The following is a 14,503-nucleotide window of genomic DNA, read 5'->3' as shown; positions in this document are numbered from 1 at the left end:
ATCACATTCCAGCGACAGCAGAAGGCTCGGCCCGGGCCTGGGCCTCGCGCAGAACGCGCAGTACGTTTCCTCCCCAGAACTTTCGGAGGTCTTCTGCCGTGAAGCCGGCCGCCAGCAAGCGCTGGCTGATCTTTGGATAGTCGCTTGCTTCATCGAAGCCATCGATGCCGCCGCCGCCATCGAAATCACCCGATAATCCGACATGATCGATACCGACTAGCGCGACAGCGTGCCGAATCTGAGCGACCAGGTGGTCCAGATCGGCGCGCGGTGCCGGATTTTCACGTTCGATCTTGAGCACAGTGGCGCGCTGCGCGCGAAGCTCGGCGATGGTTGCGGCCGGTTGCCCGAGCAAAGTGCGGGCCGGTGCGCGTCCCGGACTGTTGGGCACGCCGAGATGGCTCGACACGGCATTGATTTGAATGACACCGCGCTTCGCAGCAAGCGCACGAAGCCTCGTGTCGTCGATGTTTCGAGGATTGTCAGCAAGGCTCTTGAGACTGCTGTGGGACAAGATGATCGGTGCGTCAGACAGGGCAAGAATATCGTCCAATGCTTCCGGCGATGCATGCGAAGCGTCAATCAGGATGCCGAGTCGATTGGCCTCTGCTACCCACTGGCGCCCAAGCGGAGAAAGGCCATGCCATTCTGGCCCATTGTCGGGATTTGAGCTGTCCGCCAGATCATTGTTGCCGACGTGGACCGGGCCCATCATCGTTACACCGAGCGCACGGAAGGTGCGCATCAACGACAAATCCTGGCCGATTGGATAACTGTTCTCCATACTCATGAAGACGGCCCGCTTGCCCGATTTGACGATCTTCTCGGCGTCGTCTGCCCGTGTTGCAAGTTGAAAGGCCTCATGGTGTCGCGCGACCATGTCCCGAATTTCAATGGTGCGCATCAATGCTTCATCGCGCGCCACGGTGTAACCTGTCGGGGTTCTCGGGCCTTGCTCGGTGAAGACGACGAAGAAGCCACCATCAAGCCCGCCATCTCGCATGCGCGGGAGGTCAACCTGTGTTCCGTCTACCGAAAGCGAGTGGCGATCCATAATCGACCAGCCGACAACGTGCAGCAATGCAGGTGTGTCGATATGAGTATCGAGCACGATTGCGTCGCGGTGTGCCGACGGCATCGGGGCTCCATTGCGAGCAAATACGACAGAGGATGCCACCAGCGCAGCTGCGCCTAGGATGATTGCACGCTTTCGCATCAGGAAATCCCTCTCTTTGATTGACCGACCGGGCGGAATATGAAACATCGCTTTGCCATCAAATGCGCTGGAAATCCAGCGGTTCGATTGGCTGAATGAGCGAGGCAAGATCTTATGACTGCAACAAAGCTTTTCCTGGCGCTGACAGCCGCAATCCCAATGGCGACTTCCCATGTCGATCCGAAGGAGCTCGATGCGGTATTTGCTGATATCCGGCCGGATCAACCGGGCTGCGCCTATGCTGTGGATCTGCGCGGCAAGGTTCTCTATCAGGGCGGCTTTGGACTTGCTGATCTAGCCACCCGCGAGCCGATCACACCCGCAACACGCTTCGAACTGGCGTCAACATCGAAGCAGTTCACGGCCGCTCTTATCCTGATCTTGGCACAGGAACGCCAACTTAAATTGGCGGCATCTATCCGCACCTATCTGCCTGACCTCCCCAAGGTCTACGATCCGGTCACGGTCGCGGACTTGTTGCACCACACCAGTGGCATTCGCGAGTATTTCGATGCATTCAGGGCACGCGGAGACGATGAGAGCAAACCCCATTCCCGCGAGGAAGTGCTGGCCTTCGTCAAGGCGCAACGCGGACTCGACGGCCCACCTGGCCGTCGTTTTTCCTACGTTAACACCAATTACTTCCTGCTCGCAGAAATCGTGGAACGCCTAACCGGAAAGTCATTTCCGGATGCTGCGCGGGAACGGCTCTTCAAGCCGGCGGGCATGACGGAAACTCGCGCAACGCTTGATACGACCAGTCTCATTGCAGGTGACGCGCGCGGCTATCAAATCGACAAGAACGGTAGCTTTGTCTCCGCAGCCTGGGCCTGGCAAGGCTATGGCGACCGCGGCGTGCGGACTACTGTTGGCGATCTTGCTCTTTGGCATGGTGCATCGCTCGCGGCGACAACCGGCGGTCAGGCGCTCGAAGTGGCGCGCCTCGCGAACGGGAAACTGCATTCTGGCAGACCTGTCGATTATGCCGGTGGGTTGTTCGTGGATGATCGGCAAAGCGAGCGTGTTGTGTCGCATTCGGGCTTGGTTGTGGGCAATCGCGCCATGGACGTACTTTATCCGGAGAGCGGGATTGGTATCAGCGTGATGTGTAATCGCGACGATATCTCGCCAGCTGAGCGTGCGCGCAAAATTGCTTTGCTCGTGAAGCCCGGGGCGCCCGATCCAGCTTTTGACCGCGCAATTGATCCTGCCGAAATGAAACGCCTGGGAAAAGTTGGCGACCTGCGCTCCGCGCCTGATGGCTATTATCGCGATCCCTTGTATGGACAGTATCTCATCGTCGCTCACCGTGACGGTGAGCCGATTGTCAGCTACAATATGCGAGCTGAGAAAGTGACGCGCCGCCAGGACGGCATCTACCGCGCGCGCCGAGGTGTTCTGCTGAGCTATGCAGTCATACAGAGTGGAATCAAGCGCGTCGTTCAGTGGACTGAGAGTGGACCAATACCGTACCAATATGTTGGAACTGGCGCACCTGAAACCAAATTGTTTTGGCCCGGACAATATCGCAGCGATGAGCTTGGTATTACCGTAACCCTGTCACGGGATCAGAAGGGATGGTTGCTCGATACTCCGGCAGGTGCGGTGCCGTTAGCTGCTGCGATGGCAGATGACCTTGTGGGCCCGAACGCCGCATTTTCATTACATGCTGTTGGTCCTCAAATCTTTACATTTCACACCGTCAATCTGAACGGGATAGTGTTCAGGCGGCTTCGATAATTCGACGGGAGCGCCTGCCTATCGCGACGAAGATCGTTGCTGCTAGCAGAGGAAATACTGCGCAAAGCAGGAAGAAGTTACCATATCCGAGCGCAGGTTCGGCGCGGCCCATCAATCCAGCAAGAAAATTGCCAGCCGCACGCGCACTGTACCAGAACGCGATGGTGATTGCACCTCGTCCTGCGGGCGCCAGGCGCGCAAACAGACTGAGTCCAACCGGAAGCACCCACAACTCGCCAAAGGTTACCATCAAGAAGAATGCTGCAAGAACAGGCCAGGAAATCTCACCAGGTTGCCCTAGCTTGATGATCAGTGCGAGCCCAACAAAGGCCGCGGCCATGATGCAGCTACCAATGGCCATTCTGAAGTAGTCGTTCTGCGCGCCACCTCTCGCGGCGGCCTTACGCCAGCCCCAGACGAGCAGAGGGGTGAACAGAATGACTCCCAGGGGATTGAGCGACTGAAACCAGGTATAGGGGATGGTGATATCTGCCCCCAACGAACGATCGACCTGGCTGGCGGCGAAAAGCGCGACAGTGTTGCCGAGCTGCTCGTAAGCGACCCGCAAGACGATGACTGCTGCGAGGACACCTGCCAGAAGCGGGATGACGGACAGGCTCGTAGCCGCGACCGGCGCTTCGTCGACCGGATGGGACGCTGCTGCAGGTCGGTCTGGCGGCAGCAGATGGCGTCCGGCGAGAAAGATAACAATGGCAGCCGCAAGCCCGCTAGCGGAAGCGAGGAAGCTGTAGCGCCAGCCGAAATTCTCTCCAAGCGTGCCGCAGATCAGCGGTGCCAGCAGCGCACCAGCGCTCACTGCGAGATAGTAGAAGCTGAAACTGCGCTGGCGATCGGGGGCGTTCGGCGAAAAAAGTGCACCCAGAGTAGCGGGCAGAGTGGGAAGAAACAGGCCATTGCCAATGACAATTGCGGCGAGGCAACCCGTGACGTTCGCGCCAATCACAAGGCCGATGTAACCGGCCATCTTCAGCAATGCGCCACCGACAATTGCCGCAGATCGGCCAATAAACCTATCGGCGATCCACCCTCCCAGGATTGGCGTTACATAGGCTACGCCGAGGAACGTCCCATAGATAAGTGAGGCGTCCTCGGTCGAATAGCCCAGGTCTTGCGTAAGGTAGTAGACCAGTACGGTTCTGAGCCCGACATAGGAGAAGGCCTCCCACATTTCCGTCGCAGCCAGCAGCAATACCGCTGGGTGATCCCGAAACGTTTTCGGAAGCCACCGGGACATGACGCTCACGCGTTCGAGCCGGACTTGTCACCCACTCCGCCCGGAAGCTTTGGCGGCACGTTGCCCCAGGCCAAACGCGCATTGTCAGGAGATGCGGCACCAAGGCTCCTCCCACAAATCAGGACGAGTCCAATGCCCACGGCAAATTCGATGAGATCCCATGGGCGCCACCCGATGCCTGCGACCGCTGGGGCCCATTCGGCAGTGACGTTTACTCCCAGCTCGTTATGGATGGCGTGAGTGAGCACGCCCCCCCACATTGATCCACCGAGCTTGTTGCATACGAAGACAGCGATGATGGTGCTCGCAATGAACCCAGGAGCGATGACGAGTTGTTTGACAATAACGCTCCAGGCCGCGCCAGGGGCGCCGGAGAACAGTGTTGGCAGGTCGCGTGGCAAATGCCAGGCCCACCACATGATGCCGAGGATCACCGCTGCGGTAAGGGGGTCAAACTTCTTGAGGAGCTGCGGCAGCGCAAAGCCGCGCCAGCCCAGTTCTTCGAGCAGCGGGCCAGGGCTGAGTAGCAGCGATGCTGCCAGCATCACATAAATGGCGACCGGATCTGACCCATAGCGCAGGAAGGTACGATCAAGCGTACCAGGCGGAGCGTAGAGGTATGTCTGAACCCACATGATTCCTGTGAGCGCGAAGAATGCAAGGAAACACACGGCTATGACAGTAACGCCCTGACGCCAGGAAACAGGCGACCGCCACGGGGCGCAGCGGCTGAGCAGTTCACGAAATCCTGCTTGCCCATAGCCGATCCCGGTTGCGATCAGGGCCGCGAACATTGGGGCGGCCGGAAACAGTAAGAGCGTATAGGCTCCCGGATACTCGAACGTAGACCTGACAGCGGTAATAATGTTGAGGTGAGCGTGCGTCTCCTGCAGCATCTTGAACATCGGGTCGAGCGGCGTCGGGCTCATCGCGCGTAGCGCATGGGCCGCGAGAGCGATCAGTATCGCCAACACATAGAAGCACAGCAAAGGCCGCTGTCGGACAAACTCCCGCATGGTTCAATTCTCCCGTTCTGTCAGCAGAACATTTCAGATAGGCCCAGGATGGTCAACAAGAATTGACTGTCCGTTCGGTTGATTTATGGGGTGAAGATGCAGCAGCTGGTGCAAACAACAGCAAACCGAAGACTCGTGTTATGCTTGATCGTCGAACATTGATGGGAGGCATTTTGTCGATGGCTGGATCGAAGGCGACAGGTGCAGCGCTGCCGGGGCGACGGTTGCGCGTGTTTGTGGCGACCTTGGGTACTGAGACGAATTCATTCTCACCTCTGCCAACCGGACTGGATGCGTTCCGGGCGACGATGCTCTGGCGCCCCGGAGAGCACCCGGATTTCGCAACCGAGGCGACCGGACCGCTGTGGGCCGCTCGAGAGCGTGCCCGCGAGGGACGCTACGAGGTCATCGAGGGAACCTGTGCCTTCGCCATGCCGGGTGGTCCAGTCAGCGCGCAAGCCTACCAACTACTGCGCGACGAGATCCTCGATCAACTGCGACGGGCAATGCCGGTGGATATCGTGGCTTTCGGTTTACACGGCGCAATGCTTGCCTTTGGCGAGGACGAGTGCGAGGCGGACCTTCTGGAGCGTGCCCGGGCGATTGTCGGGCCGGATGTTGCGCTAGGGGCCGAACTTGATCTTCACGCTCACTTGTCGCAGCGATTGGTCAGAGCTGCTGACGTACTCGTGGCATTCAAGTACTATCCGCATATCGACTACGTCGAGCGTGCGCGTGACCTTCTCGATCTACTCGAGAGAATCCGTGCGGGTGAGATCATGCCGACGTCGAGCCTGTTCAATTGCCAGATGGTTGCCGGACTGGCGACGCAGTCGTCACCGATGAAGGAATTGGTCGCAGACCTGTTTGAGCTCGAGAGGCGAGGGGAAGTCCTCTCCGGCTCACTGATCCAAGGCTTTCGTGCGGGCGATGTAGCGCGGATGGGGTCGAAAGTGCTGATCTATACCAACAACGATCAGCCAGCTGCTGCCTCTATCGCACAAGACTTCGGTCGGCGCTACCAAGCCATGGCTTCGATCATGAAAGGCAACGGCCCCGAGCGAAGCTTTGCGGCCGACATCGAGCTAGCCAAGGCGGCCACCGCATACCCGGTAATCCTGGTCGATAGTTCGGACAACCCCGGCGGTGGGGCTTCGGGTGACAATATGGCATTGGCCCGAGCGATGCTGGACAATGACCTCGTCCCGTCGTGCATTGGGCCGATATGGGATCCCCTGGCAGTACAATTGGGCTTTGAAGCCGGCCTTGGTGCCGATTTTTCCCTGCGCGTTGGCGGCAAGGTCGGCGAGGCATCCGGGCTACCTCTCGACGTTCGCGGCAAAATCACAGGGCTTGCCGAGAATGTCACCCAAAACCTTCAGGGCTCTCGGCCGCCTCTGGGGCGCGTCGTCTGCATCAGTACAGGTGGTCTCGACATCATCGTCAGCGAAATTCGCGACCAGTGCTACGGCCCCGATATGTTCCGGGCGCTCGGTGTTGAACCTGCGAACAAGCTCTATGTTGCCGTAAAGTCGTCCGAGCAATGGAGAATCGGTTTCGGGGACATGGGGCGCAGTGTGATCTACGTCGCTTCAAGCCAGCAGTCGTCCAACCGTCACTATCACAAGCGCTCCCGACCGATGTGGCCATTCGAGCCTGTCGACTTTTCAGCCTAGCGGATAAACCAGACCCTATCGATGTAATCGCCAGCGACACGATAGGCGACTATGGTCTCGAAGCGACCATCCGGGCCGCGCGTCGGGTCACCTTCGCCAAGTTCATGATCAACGACGTAGTTGTCGCGGATCATCCGCCCGATGAGCTCCATCCGAAGGCTGGGGACCCTGGCAAACAACTGCTTATAGACCTGTACGATCTCCGCGCGGCCCACGGCCACCGGCGGGCCCGTCAATTGTTCGAAACGCGCATCGATTGTGAAACAGGCCGCAAAGCCGTCCGCATCATGGGCGTTGAATCGTTCCAATTGGCGAATTACCGGATCCAGAAGTCGGATCGTATTTTGTTCTGACATGAGCAGATCCATTAAGAGCCGGGCTTGGCGGTTGAGACCGGAAGACGGACCAACAGCATCGCAAACAGTGCCGCTGCAGCCGCGCCCGCAATTGCCATTGCCACGAGTAACGCTTCGGCCTGAGCCATTCCCGTTTCCTTGAAAACGGGAACCAAGATTGGACCAATGCTGAGCCCGAGCATGATATTGAATACGCCGCCCAACGATGAGCCAATTCCGCGCACCTCGTCGATGAGACGCTCTTGGAATAGGGGCAGCGAAACTGTTTGTGCAAAGGCGCTCGAGAAACCCCAGACCGAGATCGCGCCAATGACTCCGTAAGCGCTTGGAACTAGCAGCAATCCGGTACCGGCCAGTCCCACGATCGTTGCGGCGATAATCGCGGCAGGTCGGCGGTCTCCCTTGCCTGTGGCTCTCAGTTGACCGGCGACAGCCCCCCCGGCTAGCGCGCTTAGCGATCCGGCAAGGATGGCAAGGAGACCAAAGGTGAACCCGGTCGAAGAGGTCGAGACACCATAGCTGCGGATCATCAGCGAAGGCGCCCAGCTGACCAGCGCGAAATCGCCGAGCGAGAGAGCTGCACATCCGAGATAGATGGGGCCGAGTTGTCTTCGGTGCCGCCAAAGCCACGCCAGCGGCTCTGCCAGCGAGTTGGGCGGTCGGCTGACAGCGCGCACTGGTTCGCGGATGGAGGAGGCCATCGCTGCGGCAAGGAAGATTCCGGGCGTGCCAGCAATCACCATGACGACGCGCCACCCAGAAAGGTCGCCCAGCACAGGCAGCCCGATGAAGGCCTGGTGACTGACCAGCTCAACCAGTGCTCCGCCTAAGAGGAAGGCAAAACCATTGCCGGCGATCATGCCCAACATCAGCAGCGCCAACGGCATGCTCCGCCGCTCGGGCGGAAACATATTGGCGAGCATCGATACCGCTGCAGGCATGAGCATTGCCTCGCCTGTGCCAACGGCAACGCGCAAGATGGCCATCGTGCCGAAATCTCGAGCGAAGCCAGTTGCAATCGTTGCGGCGCTCCAGATGAGTATTCCGATGATGATCATGCGTTTGCGATTATGGCGGTCTGCCAGCCAACCTGCGGCAACACCCATGGCAGTGTAGAAGATCGCAAATGCTGCTCCCACGATAATGCTGAACTGAGCGTCGCTCATGCCGAGTTCGCGCTCGATCGGATCAACGAGCAGCGATAATATGAAGCGGTCAGTGTAGGAAACCATGGCTGCGACGGTGAACAGCACAGCGGCCCACCAGCCAGCTCGGGCGGAGACAGTCGCTCCGGCTTCGGTCGAGGTCGTCACGAATGCGACTCCACGGCTTCTGGCCGCCATAGCCGCAGCACTTTCTTGTCGATCTTGCCGATCGGGGTCATCGGCAAGGCGTCGATGAATTCAATGCGCTTGGGAACGGCGGCTACACCGCGGCGCTCTCTGACAACGCGCGTGATCTGGGCTCGATCAGGTGGATTGGCCGGGTCAGTGGAGACAACGAATGCCGTCACGGCCTCACCCCAATACGGATCGTCGATGCCTACCACGCCGCAGGCGAGAACCCCGGGAACATCTGCGATCACCTGCTCAATTTCATTTGGGTAGACATTGAAGCCGCCCGTGATGACCATGTCCTTTGTGCGATCGACGATGCTCAGGTAGCCGTCGTCATCAAAGCGTCCCACGTCGCCGGTGCGAAGCCAGCCATCACGTATAGCTTCTGCGGTGTCTGATTCACGACGCCAATAGCCCTGCATCACAAAGGCCCCACGAACACAGATTTCCCCGCATTCCCCGGTGGCGACAGGCGCGCCATTGGCATCAATGAGTTGGATATCCACGCTGGCCAGTGGCACTCCACACGATCCCAGTCGATCTGGCCGATCCAGCACATGCTGGCCTCGTGCCAGGTAAGCGATGCAGGTTGGCGCCTCAGTCTGACCGTAGAGCTGCATGAACAACGGCCCAAAAAGCTCTATGGCTTCGACAAGACGCGGAATGGCAATTGGTGCGCCGCCGTATATGATCGTTTCGAGCGGTCCAAGATCGAGCGCAGTTTCCTTTGCTAGGTCGATTAGCCGGTAGATCATCGTGGGGACGAGGAACGTAGCGGTAACGTTGTGCTTGCGCGCATAGTCCGCCAAGCCCGCTGGATCGAATGATGGTAGCAGGTGAAAGGTTCCGCCTTTCAGCCACGCGGGGTAACATAGTATTCCCGCTGCATGCGACACCGGTGTGACAGCGACGACGTTCGTGGGGCTCGGCCATTCCCATTCACTCGCAGCCATCAAAACCGTTGCCAACGCCGAATTGTGAGTATGGACGACGCCTTTGGGCCGGCCAGTGGTCCCTCCAGTGTAACCAATCACCGCGATATCACCACATTGAGCAACTGGCTCCAACGGCGACGGGGCGAATGAATCAGCCCGCGCCACAAGATCGATACCTCGTTCGGCTGCACCGAGAGTCGCGACCTGGATACTGCGGCCCAGGTTGGTCACCAGCAATTCCACTCGTTCGGCTTGCTCTTGCGCCACCAGTACGACATCAATTTCGGCATCGCTTAGAATATAAGCCAGATCCTCGTCGGACATGAACAGCGAAACCGGCGTTACACGGATGGCAGCAACCATTGCTGCAGCATTGGCAATAGCGGTCTCGGGGAGGTTTGGCGCCATGATTGCCAGAGCCCCGCCACGGGCAAGCCCGAGTGAGCCAAAGGCCGCGACGAACTGAGAAATGCGATCCCCCAGCTCCGCGTAAGTGAGTGCACCTTCTGGCCACTCGAGTGCAATACGAGGATGCCAGCGTTGACAGGCTCTCGCGATCAGGGATCCCAGAGACCCGCCTAAATCAATCCCCATTCCTGATTCTCCACCGCAAGGGACACGACCCCTCTCTTATATCCGTCTAAAGTCAGGTTACAATCATATATTGACCGGCTGGCCGGTTAATGCCAATTTCACCGGACTAACTTCGGGGAGGAACGAAATGATTCGTCGATCGATTGTTTGTGCGACATTGGTCACTTTGATGGCCTCAAGTGCGCCTGCTGCGTTCGCGCAGAATGCACCAACAGCAGTGGATGAAGCGCAAGCCGACAAGGCGCCTGGTGAGATCGTGGTCACGGCCCGGAAGATCACTGAGCGCCTCCAGGACGTTCCGATCTCGATCTCAGCAGTCTCGGCCGACAAGATTGCGGAACGCGACAATGTTCGGGTCTCCGAATTGGCTGCTGCTGTTCCGAATGTGACATTTAGTGGTGGTCCGCTGGCCACTGTTACGGTGCGGGGCGTCTCTAGCCAGTCACGATACAATCCGGGCTTCGACAGCGGGATTGGGATCTACATCGACGGAGTGGTGCAGGGGAAAAGCTATACTTTTGACTCCCCACTCTTTGACGTCGAGCGGGTCGAATTCCTTCGCGGACCGCAAGGTACGCTCTTCGGCAAGAACGCTATCGGCGGCGCGATCAGTATCGTCACGCGCAACCCGAGCTTTACGCCGACCGGTCAATTCGAACTTGGAATCGGCAGCTTCAACCGTTTTGAAGCACAGGGTTTTGTTTCGGCGCCGCTTTCCAATACGCTTGCGGTAAGTGTCGGTGGATTTCGGGTCAAGCGGGATGGCTACGTTCATAACCTGCTCGACAATCGCCGCTTTGGAAACGACGATAGCTACGGCGGTCGTGCAAAGGTTCTCTGGAAACCCTCGGACGTGGTCAAGCTGGTGTTCTCGGCCGACTACCTGAACGAGAACAATTACGGCTACGTCGAAGAGATTTTGGCCGGTTACGGTGGGCCGACGGGACGCTACGAAAGCAATGTAAACACTCCGACGCTCGCTCTGCGCAAATCCAAGGGGATTTCGCTAACAGCTGACATCGAGACAGGCTTTGGCGCGACCCTGACGTCGATAACAGCTTATCGATGGGCCGAAAACCAGAGAACAAACGACTCCGACGTCGGGCCACTCTCGATCGTCGTAAGCGAGTCTGCGTCCAAACAGACGCAGTTTTCGCAAGAGTTGCGCTTGTCCGGCAAGCTGGGAGATAGAATCAACTATTTGATCGGCGCGTACCTATTCCGCCAGGATACCGATAACTTCGCACAAAGCACATTTGGTCCCGACAGTAGATTTGCGCCGCTCAGGGGGAAGGTCGGCGATACCTTTGGCGAGGCAGACACCGAAGCAGTGGCTGCTTTCGCAAGTATCGATTGGGAGCTTGTCGATAAGCTGACCGCGACTGTCGGCATTCGCTACACCGACGAAGCCAAGCGTCTCAATTACCAGCAGAATGGCTTCCCGATAATTGGCGCCCCGAACCTCCCACAGGAGTTCGACAGGATCAGCGCGACGGATGTCTCGCCCACGTTTACCCTGCGCTACCAGCCCTCACGTGCCATCATGGTATACGGCACGGCGTCGAAAGGCTTCAAGTCGGGCGGCTGGAACGTCGACAATATTACCTCGCCGCGCATTACGACTTTTAAAGCCTTGCGGTTTGGTGACGAGAGCCTCTGGAATTATGAACTGGGTATAAAGGCGCAGTTCCTCGATAACCGCATCACGTTTAACGCTGACGTCTTCCGTCAGGATTATTCTGACATTCAGACACCGCAGCTTACCCAGGTCCTCGGCGGTGGCGGGGCAGTCGTAGCTATCGTAACCAACGCCGCATCGGCCCGGTTGCAGGGGGTGGAAGCCGAACTGACCGTGCGGCCGACTAGCATTCTGACGGTGAACGGGGTCCTTGGCTACACCGACGCTAGATATAGCAGGTACACCGACGGGGCCCTCAACTTTTCCGGAAACCGGCTGCCCGGAGCGCCAAAGTGGACTGGCAACCTCTCGGCGACCTTGCGGGTTCCGGTTAGTGATGACTGGTCGCTGGGGACGAGAGGAGAATATCTCTATCGCTCGAGAACATTCGGCGATCGCGAGAACTCGGCGGCTCGTACAACGCCGTCATATGCTTCGATCAACCTCTCGGCTGGCATCTACGGAAAGCATTTCGACCTGGTTGGCTTTGTCAACAACCTCGCGGACAAACAGGACGTCATCCTGATCTCCGATGGGGGCTTTCCGGCTCCGCTGGGTGTCGGGCTGAACACGCTAGTTGCCAGGCAACTGGGGCGTACATGGGGTCTGCGGCTTGCTGGTCGTTTCTGATTGCCACGGGCGCGGATATCATCCCCGGTACCGGGGATAAGGCTGGGATCCCCGCTTGATATCCGATCTACCCGGCTTAAGGTCGATGCGATGCAGCGGCGGAGATGACAGGCTATGGTCGGAGTGCGCGCTAAGGATCATGAAGATAAGAAGCGCTTGATCCTTGATACTGCTTCGGGCCTCTTCGCAAGGCAGGGCTTTGCGAAAACCTCGATCTCTGAGCTTTCTTCAGCCTGTGGCGCCTCCAAGGCTTGGATCTATCATTATTTCCCGACCAAAGAAGACATTCTCTTCACACTGCTGCGGGACTTTCTGGTGGAGGTTCGAGCTCGCCTTGGAGCGATCGATATCGAGGGGCTCGCTCCTGAGGTCTCGCTGTACAAATTTATTCTCGAATGCTTGCGTATCTATGATGACTATCGCATAAACTACCCGATTTTGTTCAATGAAATGACAGTTTTGACCGGCGATCAGCAAAAAGAGTTGCGCGCGATTGAAGACGTGCCGGTTAAACTTCTGACGGCAATCGTCGTCAAGATCAGACCGGACATTGCCGAGGCTGCAGATTTTCGGACACCTATAACATTGCTCATCTACGGTACAATCAACTGGACCTACACTTGGTACAATCCAGACGGGAAGCTTAAGTTAGAGCAACTTGCCGATCTTGTACGTGATTTCGTGCTTGGCGGCATCCAAACCGTTGATGTCGATTGATGGACACTCGATGGGGCGGTTATCGGAACTCGGTGAACTGGCCTGATAACCTGAACTAAACTTGGGCATCGCTGAGCTAGGGATTGAGAGCCACCCCATTCGCGCAGCAGTAAAACTAGTCAGAAGATCTGTCGGTGTTACTGTGAGGGTAACTTCGCGAATGCGCGCCGAGCCAGCAGGTCTCGATTTCACGCTGCAGCGGAGGTCGCAACATTCCATTCCGCCATGGAAGCGCATTGGAAGGTCCGGATGGCCTGTCTGGAGCTCAGGTAACACAGCATGTTGAATTTGTAGTTGTTTGCTGAGTGGATGGAAATGAAACGCTGGGCTTGTCCCTGGGACTTGAAGCGCTGAATTTCCCGCTTGCCTCGTCGCACAGGAAGATTCGAGTTCTCGACCAGGTTGTTGTCGCGTAGTTGGGAGCGCGCGCACTTCAAGCATTTTGTGCTCAGGTGGTTCTTTCTGGTTCGTAAGGGCCGATGTGAGTGCGGATCGCGGACTGGCCGCCGGCCCTGGTGACAACTGGCAGCTGCATCGGAATCGACGGCCGCAAGGCCTTCGCCTTCGAGGAGATATCGCGAACTCCCGGCGGAACTCGCACTCTTCTTGCGCTGGACATGTAGGTTCGGGAGATGCCCGATTAGCTGTAATTCCTGGTCGGCTGTGTGCCGCTTTTGGCCAACGTCCTGCCTTAATCGTTCTGGGCGGTCGCCCAAGTTGCGCATGACGAGTCTGATGCAACGTCGCGGTGGATTGCGCGTCGGGGAGACTTGCTCGTGCTGGAAGTGGCTGACGCGTCAGAACACCTTGATCAATCCGCCGTGCGGCAAACGCATGCCGATCTGGTCGGCGTGCCGCCGCTGCTATGCCTGACCGCGCTGCGAATAGATATGGCGGCGGAAATACGCGAGCGCGAGGATTACACGGTCAAGATCATTGCTGTGCCGGTCGGCTATGGTTCCGAAGCAGCCTTCAACCGGGCCTTCGTGCGCTACTGCGGAGAAAGCCCGGGGCGCTGGCGGGCGCGCCGCGCCCCGGACGCGGCCGGACCTAGCGTTCAACTACCAGCAGCGTGACGATGCCCTTGGCAAAGCCCGCAAGGTCGGCGCCTGCAGCCTGGTTTTCGGCCGAGCTCATGGCCCCGCCAAAGGCCGCCTTGTCGGCAAAGTCCATTTCAGCGATCTGGTAGAGTTCGGTATCGCCCATCAGTTTGCGGCGCACCTTGTTGACGCGCAGGGCCTCAAGCCCGGGGATTTTCTCCACCAACGGCGTGTGCACTTCGGTGTAGTGACGGTCGAAGGCTTCGGGATCGGCGGGCTGGGCGTAAAGCGCCATCAGGGTCATTGTCATGCT

General features: G+C 58.3%; 12 protein-coding genes. 5 read left to right on the top strand and 7 right to left on the bottom strand.

Annotated elements, in window-relative coordinates; translation table 11 throughout:
• Position 1 precedes the first annotated feature (1 nt).
• Entirely contained in the window at positions 2-1,441 is a 1,440-nt protein-coding gene (locus HGI46_RS18115; RefSeq protein ID WP_240946877.1) for a dipeptidase, read from the bottom strand.
• On the opposite strand from HGI46_RS18115, the gene HGI46_RS18110 reads away from it, so the two are divergent.
• On the top strand, positions 1,376-2,956 hold the full coding sequence (locus HGI46_RS18110; protein ID WP_162896100.1) for a serine hydrolase domain-containing protein: 1,581 nt from the start codon (positions 1,376-1,378) through the stop codon (positions 2,954-2,956). The two genes, HGI46_RS18115 and HGI46_RS18110, sit on opposite strands and share 66 nt — an antisense overlap.
• Here HGI46_RS18110 and HGI46_RS18105 read toward each other — a convergent pair.
• Complete coding sequence (locus HGI46_RS18105; RefSeq protein WP_147457753.1) at positions 2,940-4,211, bottom strand: peptide MFS transporter; 1,272 nt, start codon at positions 4,209-4,211, stop codon at positions 2,940-2,942. The two genes, HGI46_RS18110 and HGI46_RS18105, sit on opposite strands and share 17 nt — an antisense overlap.
• A 5-nt stretch (positions 4,212-4,216) precedes the next feature.
• A complete protein-coding gene (locus HGI46_RS18100; protein ID WP_168905359.1) occupies positions 4,217-5,227 on the bottom strand; it encodes a CPBP family intramembrane glutamic endopeptidase in 1,011 nt (336 codons plus the stop codon).
• 62 nt (positions 5,228-5,289) lie between these two features.
• Between HGI46_RS18100 and mlrC the strand changes: the two genes are divergently transcribed.
• The gene (mlrC, locus tag HGI46_RS18095; RefSeq protein ID WP_168905358.1) at positions 5,290-6,903 is read left to right on the top strand and encodes a microcystinase MlrC; all 1,614 of its coding nucleotides are present in this window, start codon (positions 5,290-5,292) and stop codon (positions 6,901-6,903) included.
• Here the strand turns inward: mlrC and HGI46_RS18090 are convergent.
• From HGI46_RS18090 to HGI46_RS18080, 3 genes are read right to left on the bottom strand one after another with little or no spacing between them, the layout of a single operon-like run.
• Positions 6,900-7,259, bottom strand: coding sequence for a nuclear transport factor 2 family protein (locus tag HGI46_RS18090; protein ID WP_158453977.1), 360 nt, complete (start codon positions 7,257-7,259; stop codon positions 6,900-6,902). The genes mlrC and HGI46_RS18090 overlap by 4 nt on opposite strands.
• An 11-nt stretch (positions 7,260-7,270) precedes the next feature.
• Entirely contained in the window at positions 7,271-8,512 is a 1,242-nt protein-coding gene (locus HGI46_RS18085) for an MFS transporter (protein WP_168905357.1), read from the bottom strand.
• Positions 8,513-8,568: 56 nt separating this feature from the next.
• On the bottom strand, positions 8,569-10,125 hold the full coding sequence (locus HGI46_RS18080; protein ID WP_168905356.1) for an AMP-binding protein: 1,557 nt from the start codon (positions 10,123-10,125) through the stop codon (positions 8,569-8,571).
• A 127-nt stretch (positions 10,126-10,252) separates the two neighbouring features.
• Here HGI46_RS18080 and HGI46_RS18075 point away from each other — a divergent pair, with 127 nt between their 5' ends.
• The 3 genes from HGI46_RS18075 (at position 10,253) to HGI46_RS18065 (ending at position 14,226) form a co-directional block, all read left to right on the top strand.
• Positions 10,253-12,433 (top strand): TonB-dependent receptor, encoded by a 2,181-nt coding sequence (locus HGI46_RS18075; RefSeq protein ID WP_118074281.1) that lies wholly within the window; start codon positions 10,253-10,255, stop codon positions 12,431-12,433.
• A 114-nt stretch (positions 12,434-12,547) separates the two neighbouring features.
• Complete coding sequence (locus HGI46_RS18070) at positions 12,548-13,150, top strand: TetR/AcrR family transcriptional regulator (RefSeq protein WP_118074280.1); 603 nt, start codon at positions 12,548-12,550, stop codon at positions 13,148-13,150.
• 776 nt (positions 13,151-13,926) lie between these two features.
• Entirely contained in the window at positions 13,927-14,226 is a 300-nt protein-coding gene (locus HGI46_RS18065; protein ID WP_158453979.1) for an AraC family transcriptional regulator, read from the top strand.
• Here HGI46_RS18065 and HGI46_RS18060 read toward each other — a convergent pair.
• Positions 14,201-14,500: an EthD family reductase gene (locus tag HGI46_RS18060; protein WP_199558140.1), complete on the bottom strand. Its 300-nt coding sequence runs from the start codon at positions 14,498-14,500 to the stop codon at positions 14,201-14,203. The two genes, HGI46_RS18065 and HGI46_RS18060, sit on opposite strands and share 26 nt — an antisense overlap.
• Positions 14,501-14,503: the final 3 nt, after the last annotated feature.

The organism is Novosphingobium sp. ERW19 (genome assembly GCF_012641315.1).
Lineage (GTDB): Bacteria > Pseudomonadota > Alphaproteobacteria > Sphingomonadales > Sphingomonadaceae > Novosphingobium.
The sequence above is the reverse complement of the archived record's forward strand: the minus strand, read 5'-3'. Positions and strand labels throughout refer to the sequence as shown.